The following is a 26922-nucleotide window of genomic DNA, read 5'->3' on the forward strand; positions in this document are numbered from 1 at the left end:
GCCCTGACTGAAGGTCCTTGAACGCGCCTCGGTCAGCAGGATCGCCTGATAGGCCATCAGGTACCATCTGCCCCGATTTTAAGCAGGTTGATCTTCCTCAAAGACGTTTTCCTGCAAGTCTGGAAGCGTGGAACCACTCGGAAATTTCACAAGTGTATTGCGGGTCGTCGCCATCATGTGCTGCAGTCCGGTTTGATCTCAAATCGATTTAGCGGCAGGGCGCAACACCAGCCAATCACTTCCGGACGGAACGGTCATCGCCTACGTGGGTGCAATCTGCTTTGGGTATCAGGAGGGAGGGGCCATGGACAACGGGCACAAGACCGGGAACGGGGTCTCCACGGCCATCTGCGGAGCCGCGCCTGTTCCTGCCAAAGAGATCGAAGCGATCTGCGCGCAATTCGGCAACGACAAGCACCGAATGCTCGACATCCTGCGCGAGGTGCAGGACCGCTACCGCTGCATTGCCCCGGCGACCATGGACCATGTTGCCGCCGCTACCGGTCTCACCCGGATCGAGGTGGAGGGCGTTGCCAGCTTCTATTCCTTCCTCTCCCTGGCGCCGAAAGGCAGGGTCACCATTCGGCTATGTGACGATATCGTCGACCGGTTCTCCGGGGTGTCCGAGGTTGCCTGTGTTTTTGAAGAGGAGCTTGGGCTTAAAATCGGCGAAACCAGCAACGACGGTGCGTTTTCGCTGGAATACACTCCTTGCATCGGCATGTGCGATCAGGCGCCAGCCGCGATGGTCAACGACATCGTCCTGACGAAACTGACGCCGGAGACCGCGCGCAGCGCCGCGCAGGCGCTAAAGGCGGGCCGAAGCCCGGAACAATTGGTCAGCGAAAGGTTCGAGGCGCTGACACCTTCCGAACGCGCCTTGCATATGGTCGACAACAACATCCGCCATGCGGGTGAAGTGCTGCTGGGGCCTGTTCCAGAAGATGCCGGCCTTGCCAAGGCGGCCACGATAACGCCGACGCAGATCATCTCCGCGATCGAGGAAAGCGGGTTGCGCGGCTGTGGCGGCGCAGGCTTTACCACCGGCCGCAAGTGGCGGTTCGCGGCCAGTGAGCGTGCCGAGAAGCACTTCGTCATCTGCAATGCCGATGAAGGTGAACCGGGCACTTTCAAGGACCGCGTCCTCCTGACCGAACGGCCGCATCTCCTGATCGAAGGCATGACAATAGCGGCAAGGGCTGTCGGTGCGCGCGAGGGCATCCTTTATCTGCGCGGCGAATATGTCTATCTGCGCGAGCTTCTGCTTCAGGTGCTGGAAGAACGACGCCGGCGCGGTCTTCTCGGCAAGGACATTCTGGGCATTAAGGGCTTTGATTTCGATATCCGCCTGCAGCTTGGCGCGGGCGCCTACATCTGTGGCGAGGAAGGTGCGCTTATCAGCTCCTGCGAGGGCCTGCCGGGCGAACCCAAGACGCGACCGCCGTTCCCGGTCAATCGCGGTTATCTCGGGTATCCGACGGTGGTCAACAACGTGGAGACCTTCTGTCATGCCGCGCGCATTCTCGACAAGGGGGCGGCATGGTTCAATGCCATGGGCATGGAAGGCTCGCACGGCACCAAGCTGTTCTCCGTCTGTGGCGATTGCCTTAACCCGGGCATCTACGAACTGCCTTACGGGCACACGGTCCGGGAATTGCTGGCGATGGTCGGCGGCGAGGATGCCGCCGCGGTTCAGGTTGGCGGACCGAGCGGCACGATGATTGCCCGCGACAGCTTTCACCGCAAACTGACGTTCGACGACCTTGCGACCGGCGGGGCGGTCATCGTCTTCAACGGCGAGCGCAACGTTCTGGAAATCGTCGAATACTACATGTCCTTCTTCGTGCATGAGAGCTGCGGCTATTGCACGCCCTGCCGGGTCGGCAATGTCTTCCTGCAGAAGGCGATCCAGAAGTTCCGCAAGGGGCTCGCGAACCCGGAGGACATCGACTACCTCAAGGACCTCTCCGGAACGATCATCGAGACCAGCCGCTGCGGTCTCGGCATGACGTCGCCCAACCCGGTTCTCACCACCTTGAAGAACTTTCCGCTGGTCTATTCGGCGGTGATCAAGCCGAGCAAGGACGGCATCCGCGATACGTTCGACATCCAGTCGGCCATCGATGGTGCGCGCAAGATTGCCAAGCGCCGCTCCTATATCTTCGACAAGGATTTCACCCAATGAGCGGTACGAAGAGAGAGACCGGCTTCACCTTCACCATCGACGGGGTGGAGATCACCGCCTATGCGGGCCAGACCATCATGGAAGCGGCCGACGAGGCGGGGGTCTATATCCCGCGCCTGTGCGACCACGAAGGCCTGCGCCACCAGGGCAGCTGCCGGGTCTGCACGGTGAAGGCAGGCGGGCGCAGTGTTGCCGCCTGCACCCAGCCGGCAGCCCCCGGCCAGGCGGTGGAGAACGAGACGCCGCATCTGACCAAGATGCGCCGCGACCTGGTGGAAATGCTGTTTCACGAGGGCAATCACCTTTGCCCGATTTGCGAGGCCAGCGGCAATTGCGAGCTTCAGGCGATGGCCTACCGGCTGGACATGACGGAAGCCACCCGGTTTCCGTACCTGGAGCCGTGCCGGGCGCTGGATGCCTCCCATCCCGACATCGCGCTTGACACCAACCGCTGCATTTCCTGCGGACGCTGCATCCGCGCCTCTCAGGACGTCGATGGCAAGGGCATCTTCGGTTATGTCGGCCGCGGCATTCACCGCCGCGTCGCAGTCAACGGCGAGAACCTTGCCGATACCGATGCCGAGGTGACCGATCACGCGATTTCGGCGGAAGTCTGCCCGGTCGGCTGCATCATCCGCAAGCGTGTCGGTTTCGCCGTTCCCATCGGCGAGCGGGAATTCGATCATGGCCTGATCGGTCACGACATTGAGGAGAAGCGCAAATGAGCGAGCTGCCCAAGGCCCGGATCGCGACCGCTTCTCTTGCCGGCTGTTTCGGCTGTCACATGGCGATCCTGGATATCGACGAGCGCCTGATCGAGCTGATGCAGCTTGTCGAAGTCGACCGCTCGCCGCTTACCGACAAGAAGCGCTTCACCCAGCGGTGCGACATCGGCATCATCGAAGGCGGCTGCTGCAACGAGGAAAACGTGCATGTGCTGCATGATTTCCGGCGCAACTGCGATGTGCTGATCGCGCTCGGCCAATGCGCGATCATGGGTGGGCTGCCGGCCATGCGCAACGCGATCATGCATTCCGACGCGCCGCTGCGCGAGTGTCTGGACGAGGCCTATATCACTGGCAAATACATCCGCAACACGACCCACAACGTGCCCAACGATCCGGCTCTGCCGCTGCTTCTGGACGAGGTTTATCCGTGTTCCCAGGTGGTGGAGATCGACTACCAGATCCCCGGCTGTGCACCCAGTGGTGACATCATCTTCGACACGCTTTTCAAGCTGCTGACCGGCAAGTTCCGGGGCTTCGAGCGTGAAATGATCAAGTTCGACTGAGGGTGATGGCGATGACTGAACCCAGACTGATTGAAATCTCCCCCGTCACCCGCGTGGAAGGCCATGGCAAGGTGACGATCCACCTCAATGCGGAAAACGAGGTGGATGAAGCCCGGCTGCACATTGTCGAATTCCGCGGCTTCGAGCGGTTCATCCGCGGCCGGCTGATGTGGGAAGTGCCGGTGATCGTGCAGCGGCTTTGCGGCATCTGCCCTGTCAGCCACCATCTGGCCGCAGCAAAAGCCATGGACATGATCGCCGGTGTCGACCAGTTGACGCCGACGGCGGAAAAGATGCGCCGGCTGATGCATTACGGCCAGGTGATGCAGTCCCACGTGCTGCACTTCTTCCACCTGGCAGCGCCCGATCTCCTGTTCGGCTTCGGTGCGCCTGCGGAAAAGCGCAATATCTTCGAGGTGATCAAGGAAAATCCGGAACTCGGCAAGCGCGCCGTCCTGATGCGCAAATACGGGCAGGAGATCATCGAGGCGACGGCAGGCAAGAAGGTGCACGGCACTGGCGCCATTCCCGGTGGTATTAACCGCAACTTGCCCATTGAACGGCGGGATCATTTTCTTGCCTCGGTGGACCAGATGATCGAATGGTCCCTGGATGCCGTGAAACTCGCCCGGGACTACACGCTGGAGCATGAAGACCTGGTCGCCGAGTTCGGTTCGTTCCCCTCCAACTACATGTCACTGGTGCGCGAGAGCGACGGAGCTCTCGATCTCTATCACGGCAACCTGCGGGCTCTCAGCTCCACCGGAGACATGATCTTCGATCAGGTGCCTTACACGAAATATCATGAGCTGATTGTCGAAGACGTGCGCTCCTGGTCGTACATGAAATTCCCCTTCATCAAGACGCTTGGGCCGGATGTCGGCTGGTATCGGGTCGGGCCGCTGGCGCGCATGAACACGGCTTCCTTCATCGATACGCCTCTTGCCGATGCCGCCCTGAAAGACCTCAAGGCCGTGACGTGCGGTACGCCGAACAATTCCACGCTGGCCAATCATTGGGCCCGGATGATCGAGGTTCTGCATTGCGTGGAGAAGATCCGGGAGCTTCTGAACGACCCGGATCTGCAAGGGACGGACCTGATTGCCAAGGGGGACCGGCGCGAGGAAGGTATCGGTGTGATCGAGGCGCCGCGTGGCAACCTCATCCACCACTACAAGGTCGATGAACATGACCAGGTGACCTATTGCAACCTGATCGTCTCCACGACCCACAACAACGAGGGCATGAACCGTGCGGTGAAGGATGTCGCGGTCAAGCATCTTTCCGGCAAGGAACAGATCACCGAAGGCATGCTTAACCATGTCGAAGTCGCGATCCGCGCCTATGATCCATGCCTTTCGTGCGCCACCCACGCACTCGGCCAGATGCCGCTGCAGGTGGAGCTTTTCAATGCGGATGGTGCGTTGGTCGACAGCCGGAAGCAGTGTGTGTGAGCGTGGGGAGGTTCAGCGGAATGAATACCTCTCAGATGGTCATCCCGGACGCGGCAAAGCGGAAATCAGGGATCGGCGAGCCCGATACTCTCTTTCGGGAAATGAATTGCCGAGAAATCTGTACCTCCCCGATCCCGGCTCGCGCTGCGCTTGGCCGGGATGATGCTGGAAAGGGTTTTTGTAGGAACTCTGAAAAGAGGACGTCTTCATGCTTCTGATCGGATATGGCAATCCCGGGCGGGGCGATGACGGACTTGGGCCGGCCTTGTCCGAGGCTATCGCCGCGCGCGGATTGCCGGGGTTGGAGGTCGATACCGATTATCAGCTTGTCGCCGAACATGCGCTGGCGGTCTCAGAGCAAGATGTGGTGATCTTCGTTGACGCGGAGATCGGTGCCGAGGGAGCCTATTCGTTCCGGGAAATCGCGCCAGGTGCACCGGAAGTGCTCGGCAGCCACAGCCTGGTTCCGCAGACTGTTCTGGCGCTTAGTGAAACCCTTTATGGCACCCGACCGAAAGCCTTCGTGCTGGGTATCTCCGGCTATGAATTTGGTGAGGTAAAGGAAGGGCTGTCCGACAAGGCAGCTGCCAATCTGGCTGCGGCCGAGACCTTCTTTCTGGAGTGGCTGCAAACGGTAGATCAGCAGAGGGAGGCAGCCCATGCATGAAATGTCACTTTGCGAGAGCATACTCGACATTTTGAAGGATCAGGCTGCGAAGGATAGCTTTACCCGGGTGAAGCGGGTTGCGGTCGACATCGGACCGCTGTCTTGCGTCGAACCAGAGGCGTTGAAATTCGGATTCGACGTCGTCATGCGGGGCTCACTTGCCGAAGGTGCCATACTGGAAATTTCCAGGCCTTCAGCCGAGGCGCTGTGTCTTTCCTGTTTCAGGACCGTGCAGGTGAACGCACGGTTCGATTGCTGCCCGGAATGTGGTTCGGAAGCCCTGCAGGTTGTCAGCGGGGAAGAGCTGAAGATCCGGGAACTGGAGGTGGTGTGATGTGTACGGTATGCGGTTGCAGCGGCTCTCACGAACATGACCATGAGCACCACCATGGACACGCCCATTCACATGGCGCGGGTCATGTCCATTTCGGCGAAGGGGAAGCCGGCGTTTCCGTTCCCGGCATGAGCCAGGCGCGGCTGATCCAGATCGAAACCGATATTCTGGGCAAGAACAATTCCTATGCGGACAACAATCGTGCCTTGCTGGCCGCAAAAGGCGTTTTGGCACTCAATCTTGTTTCAAGTCCCGGCTCCGGCAAGACAACGCTGCTTGTCGAGACCTTGAAGCGGATGGCGGGCAGGACCCCGGCTGCAGTCATCGAGGGCGATCAGCAGACGTCTAATGACGCCGACCGGATCCGCGAAACAGGTGTGCCCGCCATTCAGATCAACACTGGCAAGGGCTGCCATCTGGATGCGCATATGGTCGGCCACGCGCTGGAAAGACTGCCTCTGGAAAAAGGCAGTGTGCTTTTCATCGAGAATGTCGGCAATCTGGTTTGTCCGGCGGCGTTCGATCTCGGCGAAGCCTTCAAGGTGGTGATCCTTTCGGTGACGGAAGGCGAGGACAAGCCGCTGAAATACCCCGATATCTTCGCCAACGCCGACCTGATGATCCTCAACAAGACCGACCTTCTGCGGCATGTGGATTTCTGCGTCGGCGCGGCGATCAGGAATGCACGGCGGGTCAATCACAAGATCCAGGTTCTGCAAGTGTCCGCGCGCACTGGCGGTGGCCTGGACAGCTGGCTAGCCTGGCTGGACGGTGCCCTGAAGATGCAGGCAGCGCACGCACGCAGCCTTGCTGCGGAATAGGAGATCTCCGTCATGTGTCTCGCCATTCCCGCGAGGGTGGTTTCCGTCGATAGCGACGAGATGGCAATCGTCGCTCTGGAAGGGATCCGGAAACCGGTCTCGACAGCTCTCCTGGAGGAGGTTGCCGTTGGCGACTATGTGCTCGTCCATGTCGGCTATGCCCTGCACAAGCTCAGCGAGGAGGAAGCCGAACGGACCCTTCAGCTTATGGCGGAAGCCGGTGTTCTTGCCGAGGAGCTGGAGGAGATCGCGGGCGAGCCGGTGGTGGGGACGGACGCATGAAATACATCAAGGAATTTCGGGACGGAAAACTGGCGCAAAAGCTTGCCCTGGCAATCCGGCAGGAAGCTGATCCGGACCGGCACTACCATCTGATGGAATTTTGCGGTGGGCACACTCACGCCATTTTCCGTTACGGGGTGCAGGATCTGGTTCCGCAAAATGTCGAGTATGTGCATGGGCCGGGCTGCCCGGTCTGTGTCTTGCCGGTACGGCGTCTTGATGATGCGATCGAGCTGGCACTGAAGTCGAATGTGATCCTGACCACCTATGGCGACATGATGCGGGTGCCAGGCACCAAACAGAAGAGCCTGATCCGGGCCAAGGCCGAAGGCGCCGATATCCGGATGGTCTATTCGACCCAGGATGCGCTGCGGATTGCGCGGGAAAACCCGCAACGGCAGGTGGTCTTTTTCGCCATCGGCTTCGAGACGACGACGCCGCCAACGGCGGTCGCGATCCTGCAGGCAAAGGCGGAAGGCCTGAAGAATTTCTCCGTCTTCTGCAATCACGTTCTGACGCCGCCTGCCATCGCCCATATCGTCAACGCTCCGGCAGAGCCGGGGGAGCAGCCGGTGAAAATCGACGGTTTTCTTGGGCCTTCTCATGTCAGCTCGGTCATCGGCTGGGCGCCGTACCAACCGGCGGCGCGGGACTTCAGGAAACCGGTCGTCATTGCCGGCTTTGAGCCGCTCGACGTGATGCAGTCGACCCTGATGCTGATCCGCCAGATCAACGAAGGCCGGCATGAAGTGGAAAACCAGTACACCCGGGTCGTCACGAAGGAAGGCAATCGCAAGGCCCAAAGGCTGGTTGACGACGTTTTGGAGCTGCGCCGGACCTTTGAATGGCGCGGGCTCGGCTATGTTCCTGACAGTGCCCTGAAAATCCGCGAAGCCTATGTCGACTACGATGCCGAAGAGCGTTTTGCGCTCAGCCCGAAGGAGTCGCGCGAAGTCAAATCCTGCGAATGTCCCGCGATCCTGCGCGGGGTGAAGAAGCCGACGGAATGCAAGCTGTTCGGCACGGTCTGCACGCCGGACAATCCGATGGGAGCCTGCATGGTTTCCTCTGAAGGTGCCTGCGCCGCATACTGGACCTATGGCCGCAAGCGCGAGGCGATTGCCGCCGCCAAGGGAGCCGCGGCGTGACCAGCATCGATCCGCAGGCAAAATTCCGTACCGGCGCTGTCGACATGACCCATGGCGGCGGCGGCCGGGCCATGTCCGTCCTGATCGAGGACCTGTTTCACCGGCATCTGAAAAATACAATCCTGGACCAGGGCCATGATGCGGCGGTGCTTGAAGTGCCGCCAGGACGGCTCGTCATGTCGACCGACGCCCATGTGATCTCGCCGCTGTTCTTTCCGGGTGGCGATATCGGATCGCTTTCGGTCCATGGCACCTTGAATGATGTGGCCATGGCCGGTGCGAGGCCGTTGTCCCTCACCGCGAGTTTCATACTGGAAGAAGGGTTCCCGCTGGCAGATCTGGAACGCATTGTCATTTCCATGGCGCGCGCTGCCCGTGAAGCCGGCGTGCCAGTGGTTTCCGGCGATACCAAGGTGGTTGAAAAGGGGAAGGGCGACGGGGTCTTCATCACGACGACCGGTGTTGGCGTTCTGCCGGAAGGCGTCTCGATTTCTCCCGCTGCGGCCAAGCCAGGTCAGGCGGTTCTTCTGTCCGGTACCATTGGCGATCACGGTGTCGCCATCCTGTCGAAACGGGAAAACCTGACCTTCGAAACCGAAATCCAGTCCGACAGTGCAGCGCTGCATGGCCTCGTCGGTTCGATTGTCGATGCGGTGCCGGGCATTTCGGTTCTGCGGGATCCGACCAGGGGTGGACTGGCAACTGCGCTGAACGAAATCGCCCATGCTTCGAAGGTTGGCGTGATGCTCGACGAGGCCGAGATCCCCGTTCGCCCGGATGTGGAAGGGGCCTGCGAGCTGCTCGGTCTCGACCCGCTTTACGTCGCCAATGAAGGCAAGCTGATCTGCATTTGCGAGGCGTCTGATGCAGACCGGTTGCTGGAGATCATGAAGGCTCACCCGCTGGGGCAAAATGCTGCGAAGATCGGCGAAATCGTGGAGGAAGCCGATTGCATGGTGGTCATGAAGACCGGCTTCGGCGGCTCCCGTGTTGTCGACTGGCTCTCGGGCGAGCAACTGCCGCGCATCTGCTGAGGGCCGCATTGGCCCCAAGGCTCTTTCCCAATCCGATGTTTGTCATCCCGGTTTGGCGCAGCCAGGACCGGGATCCAGTACACACCGGGCTTTGTTTTCCTCCAAGGGAGGCTGATTTCTCCTCCCGGCCAGGCACAGGTGTCGGGATATGAGAGGACGCGCTTTCAGCGCGGCTGATGCCCGGATTCCGGATCTGCGGGTGGCTGCGCCTTCCTTGTCCGGAATGACGGAGGGCATTGCGGCTCGTTGTCGAACCTACCCGCCCTTTACCTTCAGCTTGCCATTGTCCTTCTTGTCCTGGCCGTCGTTGGCCCATGTGATGCGCAGGTCCAGGCGGGACTGGTCGTCTTCGGTGGTGGCTGTCACCCTGATGGCCAGCAGACCTTTCGGGTGCAGGGTAATCTCGCCGGTGTCATCACCGAATTGCAGCTCGCCCTTGGCAATGCCACGCTTGACCGCGTCGAGCAGTTTTTGGATCGATTTCCTGTCCTGCAGGGACTGGTGCCGGAAACGGCCCTTGCGTTCCATCATGACGACAAACCGTGTTGCTGGAGAATGTGTGCCGGATTGAACAGCTTGGCGTGGGGATAATCCCGGCTGATGCCAACGATGTTGCCATCCGGGCAGATGATCGTGGCACCTGTGCCGATGCCTTCAAGTCCTTCGGAGCTTCTGGAATGCCGGTCGAGCGTGATGTCCGCTTCCAGATGCAAGAGGCCGTGCTTGGACGTCAGCTCCTGTCCGCTGTGCCTGTTGACGTGCCCCTGTACCAGCATCCTGATGCCGGCAAGATGGAGATCGTCTACGCCGGTTTCGGTCAGGGGATGGTCCACATCCCGGTATTTCGTGCGCATCAGATTGGCGATGGTGCCGGAGTAGAACACGAATGGGTCCTTCCGGCTTTCCTTCCGGAAACGGCGATTGACGTGGGCCACACCTTTTGCCGAGATCTGGGCAGCCATGTGATCATCGATACCGGCATGCACGAACAGCAACGAGCCGCTCTGGTGCACGGCCTTGAGGCTTTGAAAGAACCAGGCGTAGCGTCCGCCGGGTTCAACGAAAAGTTCCCGGCATTTGAGTGCGGCAGCATACAGCTGACGAATGGAAAGGCCGACTTCGGCGGCGTGTTCCGCGAACTTGTCCGCCTTCTTCTTAAGCCGCTGCATTTCCTTGCGGATGGCCGCGTCACTCAGATAGCGTGAGGCTGCCTTCGGAAACTGTCTGGTCCACTTCTTTCCCGGAACCAACAGCGACAGGCAGGTTTCCTCGTCGGGCAGCAAGGCAAGGTCGGCCGCGCCGCCGACATACCGCTCGTGTACTTCCTTCAAGAGCGGCATCACCTTCTTGCCCATGCGAACGAACATATGGGCGTTGAGCGAGCTGCGCTTGACCGTCAGGGCTTCGAGACCGAGGTAAAGCCGCAGGTCGTGGTTGCCGGCGAGGATGACGACATCGGCGCCGGTTTTCAGCAGCGCGCTGAGGCTGTCGAGAAGGTCCAGATTGCTGGGGCCCTTGTCCAGGCAATCGCCGCCGATGATGAACTGGCAGCTTCGCCCGAAGGGCGTCAGGTGAAAGTCGCTCAGACCATCTCCATTGCGCTGGATTGCCCGTGCCGCCGTCAGGGATCTCAACAGGCTTTCTGCATCCGCATGCAGGTCGGAAATGAAGATTACCGGCTTTTCCGGCCAGTCCCAGGGGCCAAGAGCATTTGCCCGGGCAAGGCTGCCGACAACACCGGGAAGGGTGCTTTCGGTGGTGAACTGGCCGAGGGGCAGAGTCCCGATGGGCGCCAGTGGCCAGGGGACACAGCTTTCGGGCAGGCCGAGATCAATGGCTTCCGCCTGGTCCATCGGCGGCAGAAGCGGGGTCAGTGGCAGATGGGTCATCATGGCAGCAATCCGGTTCAATCCGTTGCGGTTTCAAGTGGCTGACGCAGTTTCCAGTCGCCCCGGTGATGCACCCAGGTGCCGTCCCTCTCCAGTTTCAGGACGACGGCGCGCGCGTGGTGCATGCTGAGCTGGCGGATCTGATCAAACGTCAGCACACCCAGGCAATGGGCGGCATGTCGCATGGAAGCACCGTGGCCGACGAAGATCCGGGCACCGGGTCCTGCCTCGTCTTCCAGATCTGTCATCTTCTGATCCAGGAACGCAGCCACCCGCTGTCCGGCTTCCATCAGGCTCTCAGCGCCCTGGACCGGCAGTCTGTGGTGGCTGTTCGACTTCCAGTCTCCCGGCAACGGGGCGGTGCGTGGATCGTCTGCTATCACCTGCTCGATTTCCCGCAAGGTCAGGTTGGCAAGGGCACCGACACTGCGTTCGGCAAGAGCTTCATCCTCGGTGATCGTGAAGTCCGATCCGAGGACTTGACCAAGCGATTGGCCAAGAAGCGCTGCCGTCTGCCAGGCTCTGAGCTGGCGTGAGCACAAGATTTCCGGTGCCAGCCGGAAGCCTTCCTGCCGCGCGATGTCTGCAATCTCGGCGCCTAGCTCCTGTGCCTGCACCTTGCCTGCATCGGTCAGGCCATAGGGCTGCAGGGCACTCGGCGTGTCCGGTTTTTGATTGTAAGCGCCATGACGCACCAGGATGGCGAAGCGGTCTGTCATGGCGTTTGTCCCAGAAGCTCTGCACCGGCTTCAAACAGAGCGTCGAAATCGATCAGTCCCTTCACTTCCCACACCTGAACACCTTCGAGCGCCCCCAGGTAGGCCTCTGTGTCGAGCGGTGTTTTCATCGGCCAGAACGGGCCTTGCGGTGTCTGGTAGAACGGGCCGGGGTTCTTCATGATCGCCGACAGAAGATCCGGCCGGTCCTTCAGAGCCGTCTTGCTTACTTCGGTCGCGTCGGCGCTGTCGCGGGACCAGTTCAACACCCAGAAATCTGTCAGGCGCGCATCGTGGGAAATGCGCCCGGGGCCATAGATGTCATCGATGAAGAGGTCGTATTTTTCTTCCAGGTGCCAGAGCTCGTCCGGTTCCAGGTTGCGCAGTTCCTCTTCGCGCTCCTCGTCGATAAGACCAGTCAGCCGCGCGTTGGTGACGATGGTGCCCGGGTTGATGCGCGGCAGTTTCGGAATGCCGAGCGCATCGGTACTGTTGCCGGCATTGCGCACGAGAAGGCGGTCGTTGGTGACATACTGCGTGCCGGTGAGTTCCATCAGGCGCAACATCGAGGTGGATTTGCCGCCGCCGGAAAGGCCCGATATCGCAAGCCCCCTGTTGGGGGTGCGGACAGCCGCTGCATGACAGGCGACCCAGCCCTGCCGCTGGAAGTGATTGAGAAACTGGGTGTTGATGAAGTTGATCACCTGGTTGGGGTGATCGTCCGTAGGGCCAAAGGCGATGGCCCAGTCGGGGGATTGCAGGAACTGCAGACCCGTGCGGACCTTCAGGATCAGGCGCCCGTTTTCAAGGTCGCAGACCGCATCCTTGCGGCCGGACTTTCCCGTTTCCCGCTCCCAGTCGGTGTACTCCGGGTCAAAGGGCAGTTCCATGGATCCGAGCACATGGACGATCCTGTCCGGTTCGCTCGGCGCGGAAATCACATGCTGGAAATAGCGCAGCAATTCGGCCAGAAGTGCCGAAGAGGTGCATCTCACCTCGACCACATGCCCGCCGACCGTGAGGCACACCGGATCGCAGTTTCGCGTTTCCCGAGCCGGGGAAAGAGCGTCGACAACGTCCTGGACGGTTATGCCGGTCATCCGCGCACCTTTTCAATTGCATAGTTGGCGTAAAGCTTGGCAGCGTCGATGCCGGCGCCTTCCAGAGCTCCCTTGAAACCACCAAAGGCCGAGACCTCGAACACGACCGGTCCGCTGTCCGTCAGGCCAACATCCACCGTGGTGAAGTCGAGATCGAACGGTTCCTGCGCGCGGCGCGCCAGTTCGACCAGGTCGGCATCCGGTTCGAACGGTTCGTATTTGCCGCCGTGAAGGATGGTCGTGTTCCAGCTGTTTGTCTGGGCAACGCGGGCATAGGTGCCGAGATAGGACCCGCCGAGGAAAACCATGCCGAGGTCCCTGCCGGAAAGATTGACCTTCTTCTGCAGGTACATCACCGGATTGTCGGCCTTGAACGCGGCAATCTTGTGCCGGAGGGCTGTTTCGCCCTCGGCGGCATCCATCAGCGTCATGCCGCGGGCTTTCGTCGAAAACAGGGGCTTGAACACCGCACTGCCGAACCGCAGGACGGCGGCCAGGGCTTCGTCTTCGCTTTCGCTCACGCAGGTGGCTGGCATGGGAATGCCTGCATTGGCCAGCGTCACGGTGCAGCTCAGCCGGTTGACCAGGCCGAGAATGGATCTTGTGCTGGAAAAGACCTTGGTGCCGCTGGCCTCGGCAAGGCGCAACATCTCCAGGCGGTCCAGTGTCGCGGGGCTGTAGGTCTGGCTGATCTTCTTGACCACGATGCCGTCGAGGCTGCAAAGATCGGTCTGCCCAGCCATCAGCGCCCTGGCTTCCAGATCCAGAACGACGTCGGCCATGTCGACCGCGCAGCGAAAACCTGTTTGTGCTTCCAGGGCGTCCGCCAGAACTTCCGTCGACCATTTGCCGGGTATGCCGACAACGCCGATCCTGAGGTCAGTCAACGAAGATCTCCTTCATTTGCAGGCGGAACCGGGCCTCGGCGCCGGGCGGGCAGGCAAGGGCCTGTTCGATCAGGTAACGGGCACGCAGCCACATGCGCCGGGCATGGGATTTGTCCAGAATGAACCGCGTCGACGTGGCAAAGGACCGGGCAAGGCCAAGGGCAAGCCGATATTCGAACGTGTCGTCACCCTGCTTGCGGGCGAAGGTTCTTACGGATTTGTAGAATGCGAGAGAGACATCGCTGATCCGCCTGCGTGTTTCCCTGTCGAGTACCTGAAGCCGGTAGTTCGAGACCATGAACACGGACACGTCCTGAACGTAGTCCATGTAGCGGGAGCGATGCAGGTCGACGAAGTGGATCCGGTTCTCGCCCGGGTCATAGATGATATTGTCGACGTTGAAGTCGCCGTGGATATAGACGGAAAAGGGAGCGGTTACCCTTGCCTCGCGGTCGGCTGCCTCGGTGATCAGGGCGTCGAGCGAGGGTAGGGTCTCTCCCGCGAAATGGATACCGGTTTCCTTGAATTCCGGGTGAACCCTGCGGACGTCTCCAAGGCGTTTGCCAAGCTGCTGCATGCTGCCGAGATCCGCCGGTTCTGCGGTCCGCGTCTGTTTCCAGACGTCTTTCAGGGTGCGGGAAAGACTGGCAAGTGCCTGGTTGCGCAGGGCGTCGCCTTCGTTCAGGACGATGTGCTCGAAGGTCAGTCCGGGCAAATGTTCGATCAGAAGCGCTGCCGACTGGTCGCGTTTGCGGTAGGACAGGATTTTCGGGGCAAGGCCCGGATAGATGGAATGCCAGCTTTTCACCCCCTGGCGCTCTTCCTTGACCTTGCTCTTGTCGCCATCCTTGAAGACGGCCGTAACTGTTTCGGTCTTCTTGTCCTTGATGGCGGAGATGGAGCTTCCCGACCTGGTTTCGGCAATCGTTTCGATGGTGACATCGTCGCTGGCCGTGTCCAGGTCCGACATCAGGCTTTGCAGGGCGAAATAGCGTTCGAAATTGACTGCCTGTCCGATGTTGGCGGAAATCAGCGCTTCGCTTATGGCCCGCAGGGATTCGCCCATGCGCTGGAATTCGCTGGCGACCAGCAGGCTGTTGGCAATGTCGGCCGGCAACCGGTCCGGGTTGCGCATGTCGCGCGTGTAGGCCTTGAAGAGCTTGCGGTAGTCAGCCTCGATCTTGTTCTGGAGCTGGCCGATCTCTATCGCCTTTTCACTGTCCCTGCTGAGAAGGGCGTCCTCGATGCGGGCAACGCCTTGCCGGACACGACTGACGATCGCGGGATAACGTTCAGGCTCAAGCGTGACAAAGGTCTCGATGCGCTCTGCATGACGCAAGGATTGGCGCACCAGGTTGGCGATGCGCTGAAGATCGGTGGCGACAAACTCCAGGCTGCGCAGGGTAAGATGCTTGCGATCGTTCTTTCTCGCTCCGGCCATCTGCTGGACACAGGCCGCAAGGATCCGGCTCTTCAGGTTATGGGCGTATCCGGCACGGTCCATGATCCGGCGTGCCGTCGCGGCCGTCGGTTCCTTGAAGAAGGCTTCAAGTTGTATGAGCTGACCATCGATTTCCGCGCACAGAAAACGGAGATTTTCCCGAATGGTCTTTGGAGCATTAATCATTATGGGGTCCGAGATAGACTTCGGGCTCCCGCGTACAGCCAAGTGAAAACAGTTTTGTGACATAAAGCGGACGTAGCTGTTGAGCTTCGTCGAAACCTATCCAGCGTGTCCCGACCTGATGGGGGTCCGGGTGTGGTCCCAATACCGGTTCGTAATCTTCGGCAACGCTGCAGGCGAAAATGAAATCGAGCTGGTGCTGATATTCTCTTGCGGCCTGTTTGCGCCGATGAACTTCCGCCACATGCATCAGGTGCGACACGGTGATTGCGGCACCGATTTCTTCCACGCATTCGCGCTTCAGACAGGCTTCAAGCGTTTCGCCCGGGTCCTGCTTGCCGCCGGGCAGAGTGAAGTAGCGGCCTTTGACGGGGTGTCGCTTGTCTTGCACCAGCAGCCGGTCACCCCGGCGGATAAAGGCTCTTGGTGTTGAGCGGATGACGGGCCGAAACACGGCACCTTTAAGGGGCGCGTCACTTGCGATGGATCTCGCTCCCTGTTCAGGCCTGCCGGTTCGGGACCTGCCAGACCGGCTGGCGCAGCTTCTGTCAGGGGCCCGCTTCGGCTTTCAGCAGGGCCGTGATGGGGCGAGTATAGGTGAGTCGCTCACCGCGAGCGAACCGATCTTCGACTGTTCACGGTTTCGAGTGGTTCCAGCCCGCTCAGATATGCGGCCCGCTCAGATATCCGGCCCCATGGCGCGGCCTTCTGTCGAGGGGTCGATGTCGTTGCGCAATTTCTCCAGTGCGCGCATGCGCTCCTGAGCACGCTTCTGGTTCTCGCGGGTGACGCCGGTGATGAGCACTTCGGCAATCGCCATGAGCGCCAGCGACGAGTCCCATGGGGAAGGGACCGCGACGCGGGCAGGCAGAACAAACGTGGCGATGCGGCCGACCGGTGACATCCAGCTATCGGTGACAAGGGCCACTGTGGCACCCTGACGGGCGGCGGCTTCGGCAAACTGGATGATTTCAGCCTGGTAGCGCCGGATATCGAAAACGACGACGACGTCCTTCGAACCGATGCCGATGAGCTGGTCCAGCCAGTTGCCCTGCTGGCCGGCGACGTGATTGACGTTGGCCCGCACGATCCGCAAATGCGCCGCCATATAGCGGGCAAGACCGTCGGTAAAGCGACCCCCGATCAGGTGCACATGCTTGCGCTCGTCCGACAGCAACTTGACGAGGCCGGTCAGTTCACCCTTCGGCAGATGGGCAAAGGTCTCGCGCACGTTTTCCAGAAGCTGGTTGACATGGGGGTCGCCGACCGGGTCGTCTTCCATGTTGGCACTGCGGGCGAGTGGCGAATTCAGCTGGCTTTCCAGTTCGCCGCGCAGCTTCCGCTGAAACTCGGCGAAGCCGGGAAAGCCCAGGCGGCCGACGAAGCGCAGGATGGTGGGGGAACTGACCCCCGCGGCCTCTGCAAACTGGGCGACGGTGCCCAGTCCCTGCATCGGGTAATTGGCCAACAATGCATGCGCCGCCTTCTTTTCCGTGGCGGTGAATTCGTCCAGACGGTCGCGAATATCTTCCAGAAGAGGACGTTCCATGGGCGTCGGCCTTTATGACGGTCCGCGGCACTGAATTTCATTTGACAGCCGCTGTAATCTGCGTATCAAATATTACAGAAGTTAGTTAAGTCGGCAATCCTGTAATAAACATTACAAAATGCAGGGCCGATCTTTCAGGGAGTAGGGAATGGGTTCGAATCCCCAGACCGGAGGAATGACTCGGGCTGTCGCCGTTGAAAATGCGGAGGGAGCGGGGCCTTTCGTTTTTGTCTGCGATCACGCCTCCAACTTCTTTCCGCCTCCCTACGATACATCGCTCGGTATTACCGATGCGGACAAGATTGCGCATATCGCGTGGGACCCGGGAGCGCTCGGCGTTGCCAGGGGGCTGGCCAAGAGCCTTGATGCGCCGCTGGTCCATACCACTGTCTCGCGCCTGATCATTGACTGCAATCGCGAGGAAAGCCGGGCCGACCTGATCCCCTGTCTCAGCGAAACCACCCAGATCGCGGGCAACCGCAATCTGTCGGCCGATGAAAAGGCGTTCCGTCTTAACCTGGCGCACCGGCCGTTTCACAAGGCCATCGACAAGGTGATCAACCAGCGGCTCGACCGCGGACTGCCGACGGCGGTGGTCTCCATCCATTCGTTCACGCCGGTCTACAAGGGCCAGTCCCGTCCCTGGGAAATCGGCCTCATCTACGACAAGGACCGGCGTCTTGCGGATCCGGTCCTGGAGGGCCTGAAGGCCAAGGGTGGTCTGACCGTTGGAGACAACGAGCCGTATGCTCCGTCCGATGGTGTCTATTATACCATCCGTCGGCACGGCGAAGATCGCAAGCTGCCTTGCCTGATGATTGAAATCCGCAACGACGAAGTGAAGACCTCGGCAGAAGAAGCGCAGTGGAGCGATCTTCTGGCGCCCCTGCTGGAGCACGCCGCGCAAGCCGTTGGCGGGCAGACGCAGGGAGAAGCCCATGCTTAAGGCGGCCCGCGTCTATATCTGCATCGTCGACGGCTTCAATCGGGGCCTCGGCAAGATAATCATGTGGGGGGTCTTCGTCATGGCGGCGATCCTTCTGTGGTCGTCGATCTCCAAGACATTCTTCAATCCATCGCTCTGGACACTGGAAGTCGCCCAGTTCGCGATGGTTGCCTATTACATTCTGGGCGGGCCCTATTCCATACAGCTCGGCTCCAATGTGCGTATGGATCTGTTCTATGCCGAGTGGAGCGCCAAGAAGAAAGCCTGGTTCGATGCCTTCACGGTGCTGCTGCTGATGTTCTATCTCGGCGTGCTGCTCTATGGCGCGCTGAATTCAACAGCCTATTCCCTCGGCTATTTCGGCAAGGACTCGCTCAGCTTCTGGTGGGACCTGTTCGTTTCCTTCATCACCGGTGGTCCTGACGCGGCGGCTGAAAAGCTCGGCTATATCGAGCGCAGCCCGACGGCCTGGCGGCCCTATCTCTGGCCGGTCAAACTCGTAATGATCATTGGATTTGTTTTGATGCTGCTGCAGGCCATCTCGGAATTCATCAAGGATATCGCCCTGATCAAGGGAGAGACGCTCTGATGTCATACGAGATGATCGCTCTCCTGATGTTCTCGTCGATGATGCTGATGCTCCTGACGGGGCAGCGCGTTTTCGGCGCCATCGGCGGCATTGCCGCAATCGCCGCTCTGGCCCTTTGGGGCACTGGCGGTGGCGACATTCCGTTCTCCGCAGCCATGAAGCTGATGAAGTGGTATCCGCTGCTGACGCTGCCGATGTTCATCTTCATGGGCTACGTGCTGTCGGAAACCAAGATCGCCGACGACCTCTACAAGATGTTCCACGTGTGGATGGGCCCGATCAACGGCGGTCTGGCCATCGGCACGATCCTGCTGATGGTCCTGATCTCTGCCATGAACGGCCTGTCGGTTGCCGGCATGGCCATCGGTGCGACCATCGCGCTGCCGGAACTCCTGAAGCGAAAATACGACAAGCGTATGGTCACGGGGGTGATCCAGGCCGGGTCGTCGCTTGGCATTCTGGTGCCGCCATCCGTGGTGCTGGTGCTTTATGCGATGATCGCACGCGCTCCTGTCGGCCAGCTCTGGCTGGCGGGCGTCGTTCCGGGGCTGATGATGGCGGCCATGTTCGTCGTCTACATCGCGGTCCGCTGCAAGGTGCAGCCCGAACTTGGCCCGGCGCTCACCGAAGAAGAGCGTGAAGCCTCCAAGGACGAAAAGTACCATCTGCTTCTGGCGGGGCTGCTGCCGATCATCATCTTCGCCGTAATGATGGTGCCCTTCGTCAAGGGCTACACCAGCCTGGTGGAAAGCTCGGCCATCGGTGCACTGGCTGCCCTGGTGGCTTCCATCGTCCGTCGCCGGATGACCTGGGATATCCTGAAGCTTTGCCTGAAGAACACTCTCGGCATTTCGTGCATGTTCATGTGGATCATCCTTGCCGCCCTCGGGTTCGGCGCGGTGTTCGACGGTCTGGGCGCGGTCAAGGCCATCGAGAGCCTCTTCACCGAGCAGCTCGGCCTGTCGCCGTGGATGATCCTGATCCTGATGCAGCTGTCCTTCCTGGTGATGGGCACCTTCCTGGACGATACGGCGATGCTGGTCATCGTGGCACCGCTTTACGTGCCTCTGGTGGCAAGCCTTGATCTGGGTATGCCGGCGGGCGAAGTTCTGATCTGGTACGGGGTGCTCTACACGATCACCACGCAGATCGCCTACATGACACCGCCCTTTGGCTACAATCTGTTTTTGATGCGGGCGATGGCGCCCAAGGAAATCAGCATGCGCGACATCTACGGCTCGATTACGCCGTTCGTCGCAGTGATGGTCCTGGCGCTCGTCCTCGTCATGGTTTTCCCGCAAATTGCCCTGTGGTTGCCGGATCTGGTTTACGGCAGGTAGCGAGGAACGGGACAAGAAGACAACGTCCGGAGGAAAAACGGAGTTGGACCGCGGACTTACGAGAGCCGGAAAACGGCCGCACCGCTTTAGCTGAATGTGAAACTTAGGGGAACTTGAGATGACCAACAGACGTGAGTTTCTGAAAAAAGCCGGTATCGGCACTGCCGCCGCCGCCGGAGCGACCACCCTTGCGGCTCCGGCCGTGCATGGCCAGTCGCAGATCAAATGGCGCCTCCAGACCTATGCCGGTCCGGCGCTCGCCGAACACGTGATCAAGCCGCATATCGATGCCTTCAACAAGGCTGCCAACGGCGAGATGGTGATCGAGCTCTACACCGCCGACCAGTTGGTGCCGACGGGCGAACTGTTCCGCGCCATGCAGCAGGGCACGATCGATGCCGTTCAGTCGGACGACGACAGCATGGCGTCCCCGACCGAAGTCACCGTCTTCGGCGGCTACTTCCCGTTCGCTTCCCGCTATTCCCTCGACGTGCCGGTGCTGTTCAACCAGTACGGCCTGAAGGAAATCTGGGAAGAGGAATACGCCAAGGTTGGCGTGAAGCACATTTCCGCAGGTTCCTGGGATCCGTGCCACTTTGCCACCAAGGACCCGATCCGTTCTTTGAAGGATCTTGAAGGCAAGCGCGTCTTCACCTTCCCGACAGCCGGCCGTTTCATGAGCCAGTTCGGCGTCGTGCCGGTCACCCTGCCGTGGGAAGACATCGAAGTCGCCGTTCAGACCGGCGAACTCGACGGCATTGCCTGGTCGGGCATCACCGAGGATTACACCGTCGGCTGGGCGGATGTGACCAACTACTTCCTGACCAACAACATCTCGGGTGCGTGGGCTGGTTCGTTCTTCGCCAACCAGGAGCGCTGGAACGAGCTTCCCGATCACCTGAAGACCATGCTGCAGCTTGCCATGGATGCGTCGCACTACTATCGCCAGTGGTGGTACTGGGGCGGCGAAGCCAACCTGCGCGTCAACGGCACCAAGATGGAGCTGACCTCCATTCCGGACGCCGAGTGGGCAACGGTAGAAGAAGCTGCGATGGCCTTCTGGGACGAGATCGCTGCTGAATCCCCGACCAAGGCAAAGGTCGTGGAGATCTTCAAGAAGTACAATCAGGACATGAAGAAGGCCGGCCGGCCTTACCGCTATTCCTGATAGAAACCCGGACCGTGCCGGCCATCGGAAGGCACGGTCAGATCTGCCGGTCCGGAGCGATACCTCCGGACCGGGAATTTCCGGAATTCAATTCTCGACCGCTCAACCTGGAACAACCGTAAAATGCCTGGCAACCTGACCTTTGATGCACTGAAGTCTCTCGTCTCATCCGGCGAGATCGACACGGTGCTGACCTGTATCGTCGACATGCAGGGACGGCTGATGGGCAAGCGTTTCCACGCCCAGCATTTCGTCGACAGTGCCTATCACGAGACCCATTGCTGCAACTATCTGCTGGCAACCGACCTGGAGATGTACACGGTCGAAGGCTATGCGGCGACGAGCTGGTCCGGCGGGTACGGCGACTATGTCATGAAACCGGATCTTTCCTCCCTGCGGCGGGTGCCGTGGCTGGAAGGCACGGCCATGGTGATGTGCGATATCCTCGATCACCACACCCACAAGGAAGTGCCGCATTCCCCGCGCGCCATGCTGAAATCGCAAGTCGCGCGTCTGGAGGAACTTGGGCTGACGCCGATCATGGCGACCGAACTGGAGTTTTTCCTGTTCGAGAAAAGCTTTGAGGACATGCGCAAGGGCGGCTACCGCGATCTGGAGCCGATTTCCGGTTACAACGAAGATTACCACATCCTGCAGACCACCAAGGAAGAGGATGTGATGCGCCCGGTGCGCAATCACCTCTATGCCGCCGGCATCCCGGTCGAGAACACCAAGGGTGAAGCCGAAGCCGGGCAGGAAGAGCTCAACATCAAGTATGCGCCGGCACTCGACACGGCCGAATATCACACCATCGCCAAGCATGCGGTGAAGGAAATTGCCTGGGCAAAAGGGCGTTCCGCGTCGTTCCTTGCCAAGTGGCATCATTCCCGCGTCGGGTCGTCGTCCCATGTGCACCAGTCGTTGTTCGACAAGGACGGCAATAACGTCTTCGTGGATGCCAAGGGCGAATACGGCATGTCCGAGACCATGCGCCACTACATGGCCGGGCTCATCAAGTATGCGCCGGACTATACCTATTTCCTGGCGCCCTACATCAACAGCTACAAGCGCTTCCAGAAGGGCACCTTCGCGCCGACCAAGACCGTGTGGTCGGTCGACAACCGCACCGCCGGCTTCCGGCTCTGCGGCGAAGGCACCAAGGGCCTTCGCGTCGAGTGCCGCATCGGCGGTTCCGACCTCAATCCCTATCTGGCACTGGCGGTTCAGATCGCTGCCGGCATCAAGGGCATGGAAGAGAAGCTGGAACTCGACGCACCGACCACCGGTGACGTCTACGATGCCAAGAAGGCGAGGGAAATTCCGCACACCTTGCGTGAGGCTCGCGAGACCCTGCGCAAGTCGAAATTCCTGCGCGAAGCGTTCTCCGACCAGGTGATCGACCACTATTCCCGCGCCGCCGAATGGGAACTGGAGGAGTTCGACCGTGTGGTCACCGATTACGAGATTGCCCGCGGCTTCGAGCGGGCGTAAGAGGCGATGAAGCACTAGAAGGCAAGCTGCTTGGTTACCCCTCATCCTGAGGAGGACCGCCAGGTCCGTCTCGAAGGATGGGCGGCACACCGGACAAGCGGCCCATCCTTCGAGACAGCGCTCACGCGCTTCCTCAGGATGAGGGAGGCGGGTGCTGAAAAACAAGAAATCGGAGCCAACCACTTTCAACAAACCGTCCGTAGAGGCGGTTCTGAGAGGTTCAAAATGTCAGATGTCATCAAGCTGATTTCCCCCATCGACGGTTCGGTCTATGCCGAACGCACGGCGCTGGACGACGCCGCGGTCGACCGGGTTGTTTCCACCGCACGGACCGCACAGGCAAGCTGGGCTGCCGTGCCGGTTGCCGAACGCGTTGCCTATTGCCTCAAGGCGCTGGAAGCGCTGAAGGCGATGAACGAAGAAGTCGTGCCCGAACTGGCCTGGCAGATGGGCCGGCCGATCCGTTTCGGTGGCGAACTCGGTGGCACCATCGAGCGCACCGAATATTGCGCGAAGATCGCTGCTGAAGCGCTGGCCGATGTGGAGCGCACCGACAAGGCGGGCTTCAAGCGCTACCTGCGCCGCGTGCCGCTCGGCATCGTCATGGTGATCGCGCCGTGGAACTATCCGTTCATGACGGCGATCAATACCATCATGCCGGCGCTGATGGCGGGCAATGTGGTCGTGCTGAAGCATGCCGCGCAGACCCTTCTGGTCGGTGAGCGCCTCGCCAAGGCCTTCGAGATTGCCGGTCTGCCGAAGGGCGTTTTCCAGAACATCGTCCTGACCCACCAGGGCACGGAAAAACTGCTCGGTTCCGGTCTGATCGACCATGTCAACTTCACAGGCTCCGTCGGCGGCGGACGTGCCATCGAAAAGGCGCTGGCCGGTACCTTCGCGACGCTTGGCCTGGAACTGGGCGGCAAGGACCCGGCATATGTGCGGGCTGACGCAGACCTGAACTATGCGGTTGAGAACCTGGTCGACGGTGCATTCTACAACGCCGGCCAATGCTGCTGCGGCATCGAGCGCGTCTATGTGCATGAAAGCCTCTACGACCGCTTCGTCGAAGGTTTTGTCGATCTGACCAGCCAGTACAAGCTGGGAAATCCGCTGGACGAGGCAACCACCCTCGGCCCGATGGCCCAGGCGCGTTTTGCCGCCTGGATCCGCGAGCAGACGGAAGAAGCCCTGCGCAAGGGCGCGAAGGCGCACATCGATACCTCCAAGTTCGAAGCCGACAAGGAAGGCACGCCCTACCTGGCGCCGCAGGTGCTGACCGACGTCAATCACCAGATGTCCGTGATGCGCGAAGAAAGCTTCGGCCCGGTCGTCGGCATCATGAAGGTGAAGGACGACGAGGAAGCGCTGCAGTTCATGAACGACAGCCCCTATGGCCTCACCGCATCGATCTGGACCGAAGACGTTCAGGCCGCTGCCGAGATCGGCGACAAGATCGAGACCGGCACCGTGTTCATGAACCGCTGCGACTATCTCGACCCGGCCCTGGTCTGGACCGGCGTCAAGGACACCGGCAAGGGCGCGGCTCTTTCCGAAATCGGCTTCCACAACCTGACCCGGCCGAAGTCGTTCCACTTCCGTCTGGAGCATTGAGGCAGGTCTGACAAACGACCGAGCAAGCCCAGTTTCCTAGTCCCAAATCGGGCAGGGTGATTGAGCTTGCTCCGCTCTCCCCCCTTGAGGGGGAGATGTCTCCGCAAGGAGACAGAGGGGGGGGTGCCACCCCCTCGGCAAACTAGGCACCGGAATATACGCAGAGCCCAGTCCCACCCTCTGTCAGCTTCGCTGACATCTCCCCCGCAAGGGGGAGTGGGGTGCAAGAGGCAATGCCGAGACTTGTAACTGCCTCCCTTGTCGGTGTGGCAGCGACCAGAACCCCGAGTTTCAAGACAACGAGACACCCATGAGCTCACTTCCTTCCGTCAACTGGTCCTATCCGACCTCCGTTCGCTTCGGTGCCGGGCGCATCAAGGAACTTCCCGATGCGGTCAAGGCCACCGGCATGGCCAATCCGCTGCTGGTCACCGATCCGGGCCTTGCCGGCCTGCCGATGGTCGCAGAGGCGATTGCAAGCCTGGAAGCTGCCGGCCTAAAGGCTGCGGTCTTTTCCGACGTCAAGCCGAATCCGGTCGACAGCAACATTGCTGCCGGTGTCGCCGCCTACAAGGCCGGTGGCCATGATGGTGTCATCGCTTTTGGTGGTGGTTCAGGCCTCGATGCAGGCAAGCTGATCGCCTTCATGTCCGGCCAGACCCGGCCGATCTGGGACTTTGAAGATATCGGCGACTGGTGGACCCGTGCAGATCCGGCCGGCATTGCGCCGATCGTCGCGGTGCCGACCACTGCCGGAACCGGCTCGGAAGTTGGTCGCGCGGGTGTTGTCACCAACGAAGCGACGCACACAAAGAAGGTTATCTTCCACCCGAAAATGCTGCCGGCCATCGTGATCTGCGATCCGGAACTGACCGTCGGCATGCCGCGCTTCATCACCGTCGGCACCGGTATGGACGCTCTGGCACATTGCCTGGAAGCCTATTCCGCACCGATGTATCACCCGATGTCCGAAGGCATCGCGCTTGAAGGCATGCGGCTGGTGTTTGAAAACCTGCCGAAAGTTGCCGCGGATGCGTCCGATCTTGAAGCACGTGGTCACCTGATGAGCGCCGCCGCCATGGGTGCCGTTGCCTTCCAGAAGGGCCTCGGAGCGATCCACTCGCTGTCTCATCCGGTCGGCGCGCTTTATGACACTCACCACGGCATGACCAACGCGGTCTTCATGCCTTACGTGCTGCAGTTCAACAAACCCGCCATCGAACAGAAATTCGAGCGGCTTGCCGGTTTCCTTGGCATCGCCGGCGGTTATCAGGGTGTGCTCGATGCGATCCTGAAACTGCGTGAAGACCTCGGCGTACCGCACACGCTGGCCGGTCTCAATGTCGATGACAGCAAGCGCGACCTGATTGCCGAAATGGCGATTGTCGACCCGACCGCAGGCGGCAACCCGGTTCCGCTGACCAAGGAAGGCGCATTGGAAATCTTCGACAAGGCTCAGCAGGGTACCGTCTGAAGCAAGGCCCCTTGACCTCGAAGGCGCACCGGTATCCGGAGCGCCTTTTTTGTTTTTCAGCCCCTCTTTCGCAATCTCGGCCAAGCGTAGCCAAGCCGGGGCCGGGGTGCCGCGGGGCTTGTAGATGGACCAGAACTGTTCGCGGGCAGCTTTGAGGCTCTCCGATCCCGGATCTTCGCTTCGCTGCGTCGCGGATGACGCACTCTGAGCCTTTGCACTTCAGGCCGCTTTGATCGGGCCAGGATGAGATTGGTGGTGTGTGCGCTGCTGTCGCTCAGCGCGCCTTTCGGTCTTTCTGACCGAGATCGCGGCCCTCCGCCTTCCGCCACTGATCCGGCGTCATGCCGGTCACCCGCAGGAATTCGCGGTTGAAATTCGACTTGGTCGAAAAACCTGCGCGATACATGGCCTCGGTCACCGTGATGCCGTCCTGGCGCAGCAGCGTGCAGACATCCTTGATCCTGAAATCGTTCACATAGCGCGAGACATTCATGCCACGCACCCGGTTGATGGCCTGCGACACCTGCCGGGCCGGAAGGCCCGCGCGGCGGGCAAGCCGTGTGAGGTTGAGCGTGTCGTCACGATAAAGGTGCTGCGTCGTCATCAGGGCATCGATCCGAGCAAGGATCTCGGCGTCTTCGGAGGTCGCGCTCTGGGGGGCAGGCTCCGGCTCGCTGTTCGTCTCCGTCTGGGCCCGGCCCGCAGTGAGCGCGGCGAGACCGATCAACAAAAGGCTGATGATATTGGCGTTGCTCACCAGAAGCGCCGCATGGCTGCCTCCCGAGCGCTCGAAATCGAACAGGATCACCATGTCGAACCCAGCTGACAGGGACAGGCAGAAAGCTGCCAGCCAGAGAGCACGGTGAGCTGAGGTGGCGCTGTCCAGACGGGCAAGGCCAAGCCCGTCGGGCCCGCGCCAAGCGATCCCGGCAAGGGCCAGTGCGTAGGCCAGAAACAGAATGATCAGTGCACCGTCCACCAGGATTGGTGCAAAGAGTACCAGGGCAAGAATGACCAGCGCAGCAAGAGGTGCCGCAGCGAGGCGGAACATTCCTGGCCGGGACTGGTCGACAAGACCGCGAAAGCTCTCATAGGCAAGGGGTGGCAGCAGCGCGGCCAGGACCGGCAGCACAAAGCGCAGCGCCTCGATCTCATACCCCCAGCGCAGGCCCAGAATGACGGATTGCAGGCAGCACAGGGCAATCAATGTCAGAAAGGCACGTGTCGCGGTTGTTCCGTTGCTTTGCTTCAGGAAGACGAAGACCAGCGCCAGAAGCAATGCGTTGACGAAGGGCAGGGGAACGAACAGCACGGGCAAT

The 26922-nt window shown here is 60.5% G+C and carries 26 protein-coding genes; 17 read left to right on the plus strand and 9 right to left on the minus strand.

What is annotated here, in order from left to right:
* Positions 1–304: 304 nt before the first annotated feature.
* The 10 genes from FIV05_RS11725 (at position 305) to hypE (ending at position 9216) form a co-directional block, all read left to right on the plus strand.
* A complete protein-coding gene (locus FIV05_RS11725; RefSeq protein WP_152509666.1) occupies positions 305–2185 on the plus strand; it encodes an NAD(P)H-dependent oxidoreductase subunit E in 1881 nt (626 codons plus the stop codon).
* Positions 2182–2910: a 2Fe-2S iron-sulfur cluster-binding protein gene (locus tag FIV05_RS11730; protein WP_023003076.1), complete on the plus strand. Its 729-nt coding sequence runs from the start codon at positions 2182–2184 to the stop codon at positions 2908–2910. The genes FIV05_RS11725 and FIV05_RS11730 overlap by 4 nt, the downstream gene beginning before the upstream one ends.
* Entirely contained in the window at positions 2907–3476 is a 570-nt protein-coding gene (locus tag FIV05_RS11735) for an NADP oxidoreductase (RefSeq protein WP_152509667.1), read from the plus strand. The genes FIV05_RS11730 and FIV05_RS11735 overlap by 4 nt, the downstream gene beginning before the upstream one ends.
* Before the next feature lie 11 nt (positions 3477–3487).
* Positions 3488–4930, plus strand: coding sequence for a Ni/Fe hydrogenase subunit alpha (locus FIV05_RS11740; RefSeq protein ID WP_152509668.1), 1443 nt, complete (start codon positions 3488–3490; stop codon positions 4928–4930).
* 208 nt (positions 4931–5138) lie between these two features.
* On the plus strand, positions 5139–5597 hold the full coding sequence (locus FIV05_RS11745) for a hydrogenase maturation protease (RefSeq protein ID WP_152509669.1): 459 nt from the start codon (positions 5139–5141) through the stop codon (positions 5595–5597).
* A complete protein-coding gene (gene hypA, locus FIV05_RS11750) occupies positions 5590–5931 on the plus strand; it encodes a hydrogenase maturation nickel metallochaperone HypA (protein WP_152509670.1) in 342 nt (113 codons plus the stop codon). Before FIV05_RS11745 ends, hypA begins: the two co-directional genes overlap by 8 nt.
* Positions 5931–6752, plus strand: a complete 822-nt coding sequence (gene hypB, locus FIV05_RS11755) for a hydrogenase nickel incorporation protein HypB (RefSeq protein WP_209009948.1) — start codon at positions 5931–5933, stop codon at positions 6750–6752. Before hypA ends, hypB begins: the two co-directional genes overlap by 1 nt.
* 12 nt (positions 6753–6764) lie before the next feature.
* Positions 6765–7034, plus strand: coding sequence for a HypC/HybG/HupF family hydrogenase formation chaperone (locus FIV05_RS11760; RefSeq protein ID WP_152509671.1), 270 nt, complete (start codon positions 6765–6767; stop codon positions 7032–7034).
* Complete coding sequence (hypD, locus tag FIV05_RS11765) at positions 7031–8182, plus strand: hydrogenase formation protein HypD (protein WP_152509672.1); 1152 nt, start codon at positions 7031–7033, stop codon at positions 8180–8182. Before FIV05_RS11760 ends, hypD begins: the two co-directional genes overlap by 4 nt.
* A 44-nt stretch (positions 8183–8226) precedes the next feature.
* Entirely contained in the window at positions 8227–9216 is a 990-nt protein-coding gene (gene hypE / locus FIV05_RS11770; RefSeq protein ID WP_152511905.1) for a hydrogenase expression/formation protein HypE, read from the plus strand.
* A 255-nt stretch (positions 9217–9471) separates the two neighbouring features.
* On the opposite strand, the gene FIV05_RS11775 is transcribed toward hypE, so the two are convergent.
* From FIV05_RS11775 to FIV05_RS11810, 8 genes are all read right to left on the minus strand, one after another.
* A complete protein-coding gene (locus FIV05_RS11775; RefSeq protein WP_152505618.1) occupies positions 9472–9747 on the minus strand; it encodes an amphi-Trp domain-containing protein in 276 nt (91 codons plus the stop codon).
* Entirely contained in the window at positions 9744–11108 is a 1365-nt protein-coding gene (locus FIV05_RS11780) for a metallophosphoesterase family protein (protein ID WP_209009949.1), read from the minus strand. Before FIV05_RS11780 ends, FIV05_RS11775 begins: the two co-directional genes overlap by 4 nt.
* 14 nt (positions 11109–11122) lie before the next feature.
* A complete protein-coding gene (locus FIV05_RS11785; RefSeq protein WP_152509674.1) occupies positions 11123–11824 on the minus strand; it encodes a histidine phosphatase family protein in 702 nt (233 codons plus the stop codon).
* Positions 11821–12921, minus strand: a complete 1101-nt coding sequence (locus FIV05_RS11790) for an HprK-related kinase B (protein WP_152509675.1) — start codon at positions 12919–12921, stop codon at positions 11821–11823. Before FIV05_RS11790 ends, FIV05_RS11785 begins: the two co-directional genes overlap by 4 nt.
* On the minus strand, positions 12918–13808 hold the full coding sequence (locus tag FIV05_RS11795) for a GAK system ATP-grasp enzyme (RefSeq protein ID WP_152509676.1): 891 nt from the start codon (positions 13806–13808) through the stop codon (positions 12918–12920). The genes FIV05_RS11790 and FIV05_RS11795 overlap by 4 nt, the downstream gene beginning before the upstream one ends.
* Positions 13801–15435, minus strand: coding sequence for a phosphotransferase (locus FIV05_RS11800; RefSeq protein ID WP_152509677.1), 1635 nt, complete (start codon positions 15433–15435; stop codon positions 13801–13803). Before FIV05_RS11800 ends, FIV05_RS11795 begins: the two co-directional genes overlap by 8 nt.
* On the minus strand, positions 15428–15886 hold the full coding sequence (locus tag FIV05_RS11805) for an NUDIX domain-containing protein (protein WP_173013828.1): 459 nt from the start codon (positions 15884–15886) through the stop codon (positions 15428–15430). The genes FIV05_RS11800 and FIV05_RS11805 overlap by 8 nt, the downstream gene beginning before the upstream one ends.
* A 225-nt stretch (positions 15887–16111) precedes the next feature.
* A complete protein-coding gene (locus FIV05_RS11810; protein WP_152509679.1) occupies positions 16112–16981 on the minus strand; it encodes a MurR/RpiR family transcriptional regulator in 870 nt (289 codons plus the stop codon).
* Positions 16982–17156: 175 nt separating this feature from the next.
* On the opposite strand from FIV05_RS11810, the gene FIV05_RS11815 reads away from it, so the two are divergent.
* The 7 genes from FIV05_RS11815 to FIV05_RS11845 all read left to right on the plus strand — a co-directional run bounded on the left by FIV05_RS11815 (position 17157) and on the right by FIV05_RS11845 (position 25603).
* Positions 17157–17927 (plus strand): N-formylglutamate amidohydrolase, encoded by a 771-nt coding sequence (locus FIV05_RS11815; protein WP_152511906.1) that lies wholly within the window; start codon positions 17157–17159, stop codon positions 17925–17927.
* Complete coding sequence (locus tag FIV05_RS11820) at positions 17920–18516, plus strand: TRAP transporter small permease subunit (RefSeq protein WP_152509680.1); 597 nt, start codon at positions 17920–17922, stop codon at positions 18514–18516. The genes FIV05_RS11815 and FIV05_RS11820 overlap by 8 nt, the downstream gene beginning before the upstream one ends.
* Positions 18516–19856 carry a TRAP transporter large permease subunit gene (locus FIV05_RS11825; protein ID WP_152509681.1) on the plus strand — a complete coding sequence of 447 codons (1341 nt, stop codon included), beginning with the start codon at positions 18516–18518 and terminating at the stop codon, positions 19854–19856. Before FIV05_RS11820 ends, FIV05_RS11825 begins: the two co-directional genes overlap by 1 nt.
* A gap of 118 nt (positions 19857–19974) precedes the next feature.
* Positions 19975–21024: a TRAP transporter substrate-binding protein gene (locus tag FIV05_RS11830; RefSeq protein ID WP_023003097.1), complete on the plus strand. Its 1050-nt coding sequence runs from the start codon at positions 19975–19977 to the stop codon at positions 21022–21024.
* A gap of 123 nt (positions 21025–21147) precedes the next feature.
* Entirely contained in the window at positions 21148–22515 is a 1368-nt protein-coding gene (locus tag FIV05_RS11835) for a glutamine synthetase family protein (protein WP_062487283.1), read from the plus strand.
* Positions 22516–22740: 225 nt separating this feature from the next.
* Entirely contained in the window at positions 22741–24129 is a 1389-nt protein-coding gene (locus FIV05_RS11840; protein WP_152509682.1) for an aldehyde dehydrogenase family protein, read from the plus strand.
* 310 nt (positions 24130–24439) lie between these two features.
* Complete coding sequence (locus FIV05_RS11845) at positions 24440–25603, plus strand: iron-containing alcohol dehydrogenase (protein WP_023003100.1); 1164 nt, start codon at positions 24440–24442, stop codon at positions 25601–25603.
* A 274-nt stretch (positions 25604–25877) separates the two neighbouring features.
* Here FIV05_RS11845 and FIV05_RS11850 read toward each other — a convergent pair whose 3' ends face one another.
* On the minus strand, positions 25878–26915 hold the full coding sequence (locus tag FIV05_RS11850; protein ID WP_209009951.1) for an AraC family transcriptional regulator: 1038 nt from the start codon (positions 26913–26915) through the stop codon (positions 25878–25880).
* Positions 26916–26922 lie beyond the last annotated feature (7 nt).

Origin of the sequence: Labrenzia sp. THAF191a (assembly GCF_009363335.1) — a bacterium.
Taxonomy (GTDB): Bacteria; Pseudomonadota; Alphaproteobacteria; order Rhizobiales; family Stappiaceae; genus Roseibium; species Roseibium algicola.

Excerpts from the sequence above, each read along its gene's own strand:
- FIV05_RS11830 (WP_023003097.1), top strand. The coding sequence starts at position 19,975 with ATGACCAACAGACGTGAGTTTCTGAAAAAAGCCGGTATCGGCACTGCC.
- FIV05_RS11760 (WP_152509671.1), top strand. The coding sequence starts at position 6,765 with ATGTGTCTCGCCATTCCCGCGAGGGTGGTTTCCGTCGATAGCGACGAG.
- hypD (WP_152509672.1), top strand. The coding sequence starts at position 7,031 with ATGAAATACATCAAGGAATTTCGGGACGGAAAACTGGCGCAAAAGCTT.
- FIV05_RS11775 (WP_152505618.1), bottom strand. The coding sequence starts at position 9,747 with ATGATGGAACGCAAGGGCCGTTTCCGGCACCAGTCCCTGCAGGACAGG.
- hypA (WP_152509670.1), top strand. The coding sequence starts at position 5,590 with ATGCATGAAATGTCACTTTGCGAGAGCATACTCGACATTTTGAAGGAT.
- FIV05_RS11845 (WP_023003100.1), top strand. The coding sequence starts at position 24,440 with ATGAGCTCACTTCCTTCCGTCAACTGGTCCTATCCGACCTCCGTTCGC.
- FIV05_RS11725 (WP_152509666.1), top strand. The coding sequence starts at position 305 with ATGGACAACGGGCACAAGACCGGGAACGGGGTCTCCACGGCCATCTGC.
- FIV05_RS11810 (WP_152509679.1), bottom strand. The coding sequence starts at position 16,981 with ATGGAACGTCCTCTTCTGGAAGATATTCGCGACCGTCTGGACGAATTC.
- FIV05_RS11780 (WP_209009949.1), bottom strand. The coding sequence starts at position 11,108 with ATGATGACCCATCTGCCACTGACCCCGCTTCTGCCGCCGATGGACCAG.
- FIV05_RS11825 (WP_152509681.1), top strand. The coding sequence starts at position 18,516 with ATGTCATACGAGATGATCGCTCTCCTGATGTTCTCGTCGATGATGCTG.
- hypE (WP_152511905.1), top strand. The coding sequence starts at position 8,227 with ATGACCCATGGCGGCGGCGGCCGGGCCATGTCCGTCCTGATCGAGGAC.
- FIV05_RS11835 (WP_062487283.1), top strand. The coding sequence starts at position 21,148 with ATGCCTGGCAACCTGACCTTTGATGCACTGAAGTCTCTCGTCTCATCC.
- FIV05_RS11800 (WP_152509677.1), bottom strand. The coding sequence starts at position 15,435 with ATGATTAATGCTCCAAAGACCATTCGGGAAAATCTCCGTTTTCTGTGC.
- FIV05_RS11730 (WP_023003076.1), top strand. The coding sequence starts at position 2,182 with ATGAGCGGTACGAAGAGAGAGACCGGCTTCACCTTCACCATCGACGGG.
- FIV05_RS11815 (WP_152511906.1), top strand. The coding sequence starts at position 17,157 with ATGACTCGGGCTGTCGCCGTTGAAAATGCGGAGGGAGCGGGGCCTTTC.
- FIV05_RS11820 (WP_152509680.1), top strand. The coding sequence starts at position 17,920 with ATGCTTAAGGCGGCCCGCGTCTATATCTGCATCGTCGACGGCTTCAAT.
- hypB (WP_209009948.1), top strand. The coding sequence starts at position 5,931 with ATGTGTACGGTATGCGGTTGCAGCGGCTCTCACGAACATGACCATGAG.
- FIV05_RS11740 (WP_152509668.1), top strand. The coding sequence starts at position 3,488 with ATGACTGAACCCAGACTGATTGAAATCTCCCCCGTCACCCGCGTGGAA.
- FIV05_RS11840 (WP_152509682.1), top strand. The coding sequence starts at position 22,741 with ATGTCAGATGTCATCAAGCTGATTTCCCCCATCGACGGTTCGGTCTAT.
- FIV05_RS11790 (WP_152509675.1), bottom strand. The coding sequence starts at position 12,921 with ATGACCGGCATAACCGTCCAGGACGTTGTCGACGCTCTTTCCCCGGCT.
- FIV05_RS11785 (WP_152509674.1), bottom strand. The coding sequence starts at position 11,824 with ATGACAGACCGCTTCGCCATCCTGGTGCGTCATGGCGCTTACAATCAA.
- FIV05_RS11745 (WP_152509669.1), top strand. The coding sequence starts at position 5,139 with ATGCTTCTGATCGGATATGGCAATCCCGGGCGGGGCGATGACGGACTT.
- FIV05_RS11735 (WP_152509667.1), top strand. The coding sequence starts at position 2,907 with ATGAGCGAGCTGCCCAAGGCCCGGATCGCGACCGCTTCTCTTGCCGGC.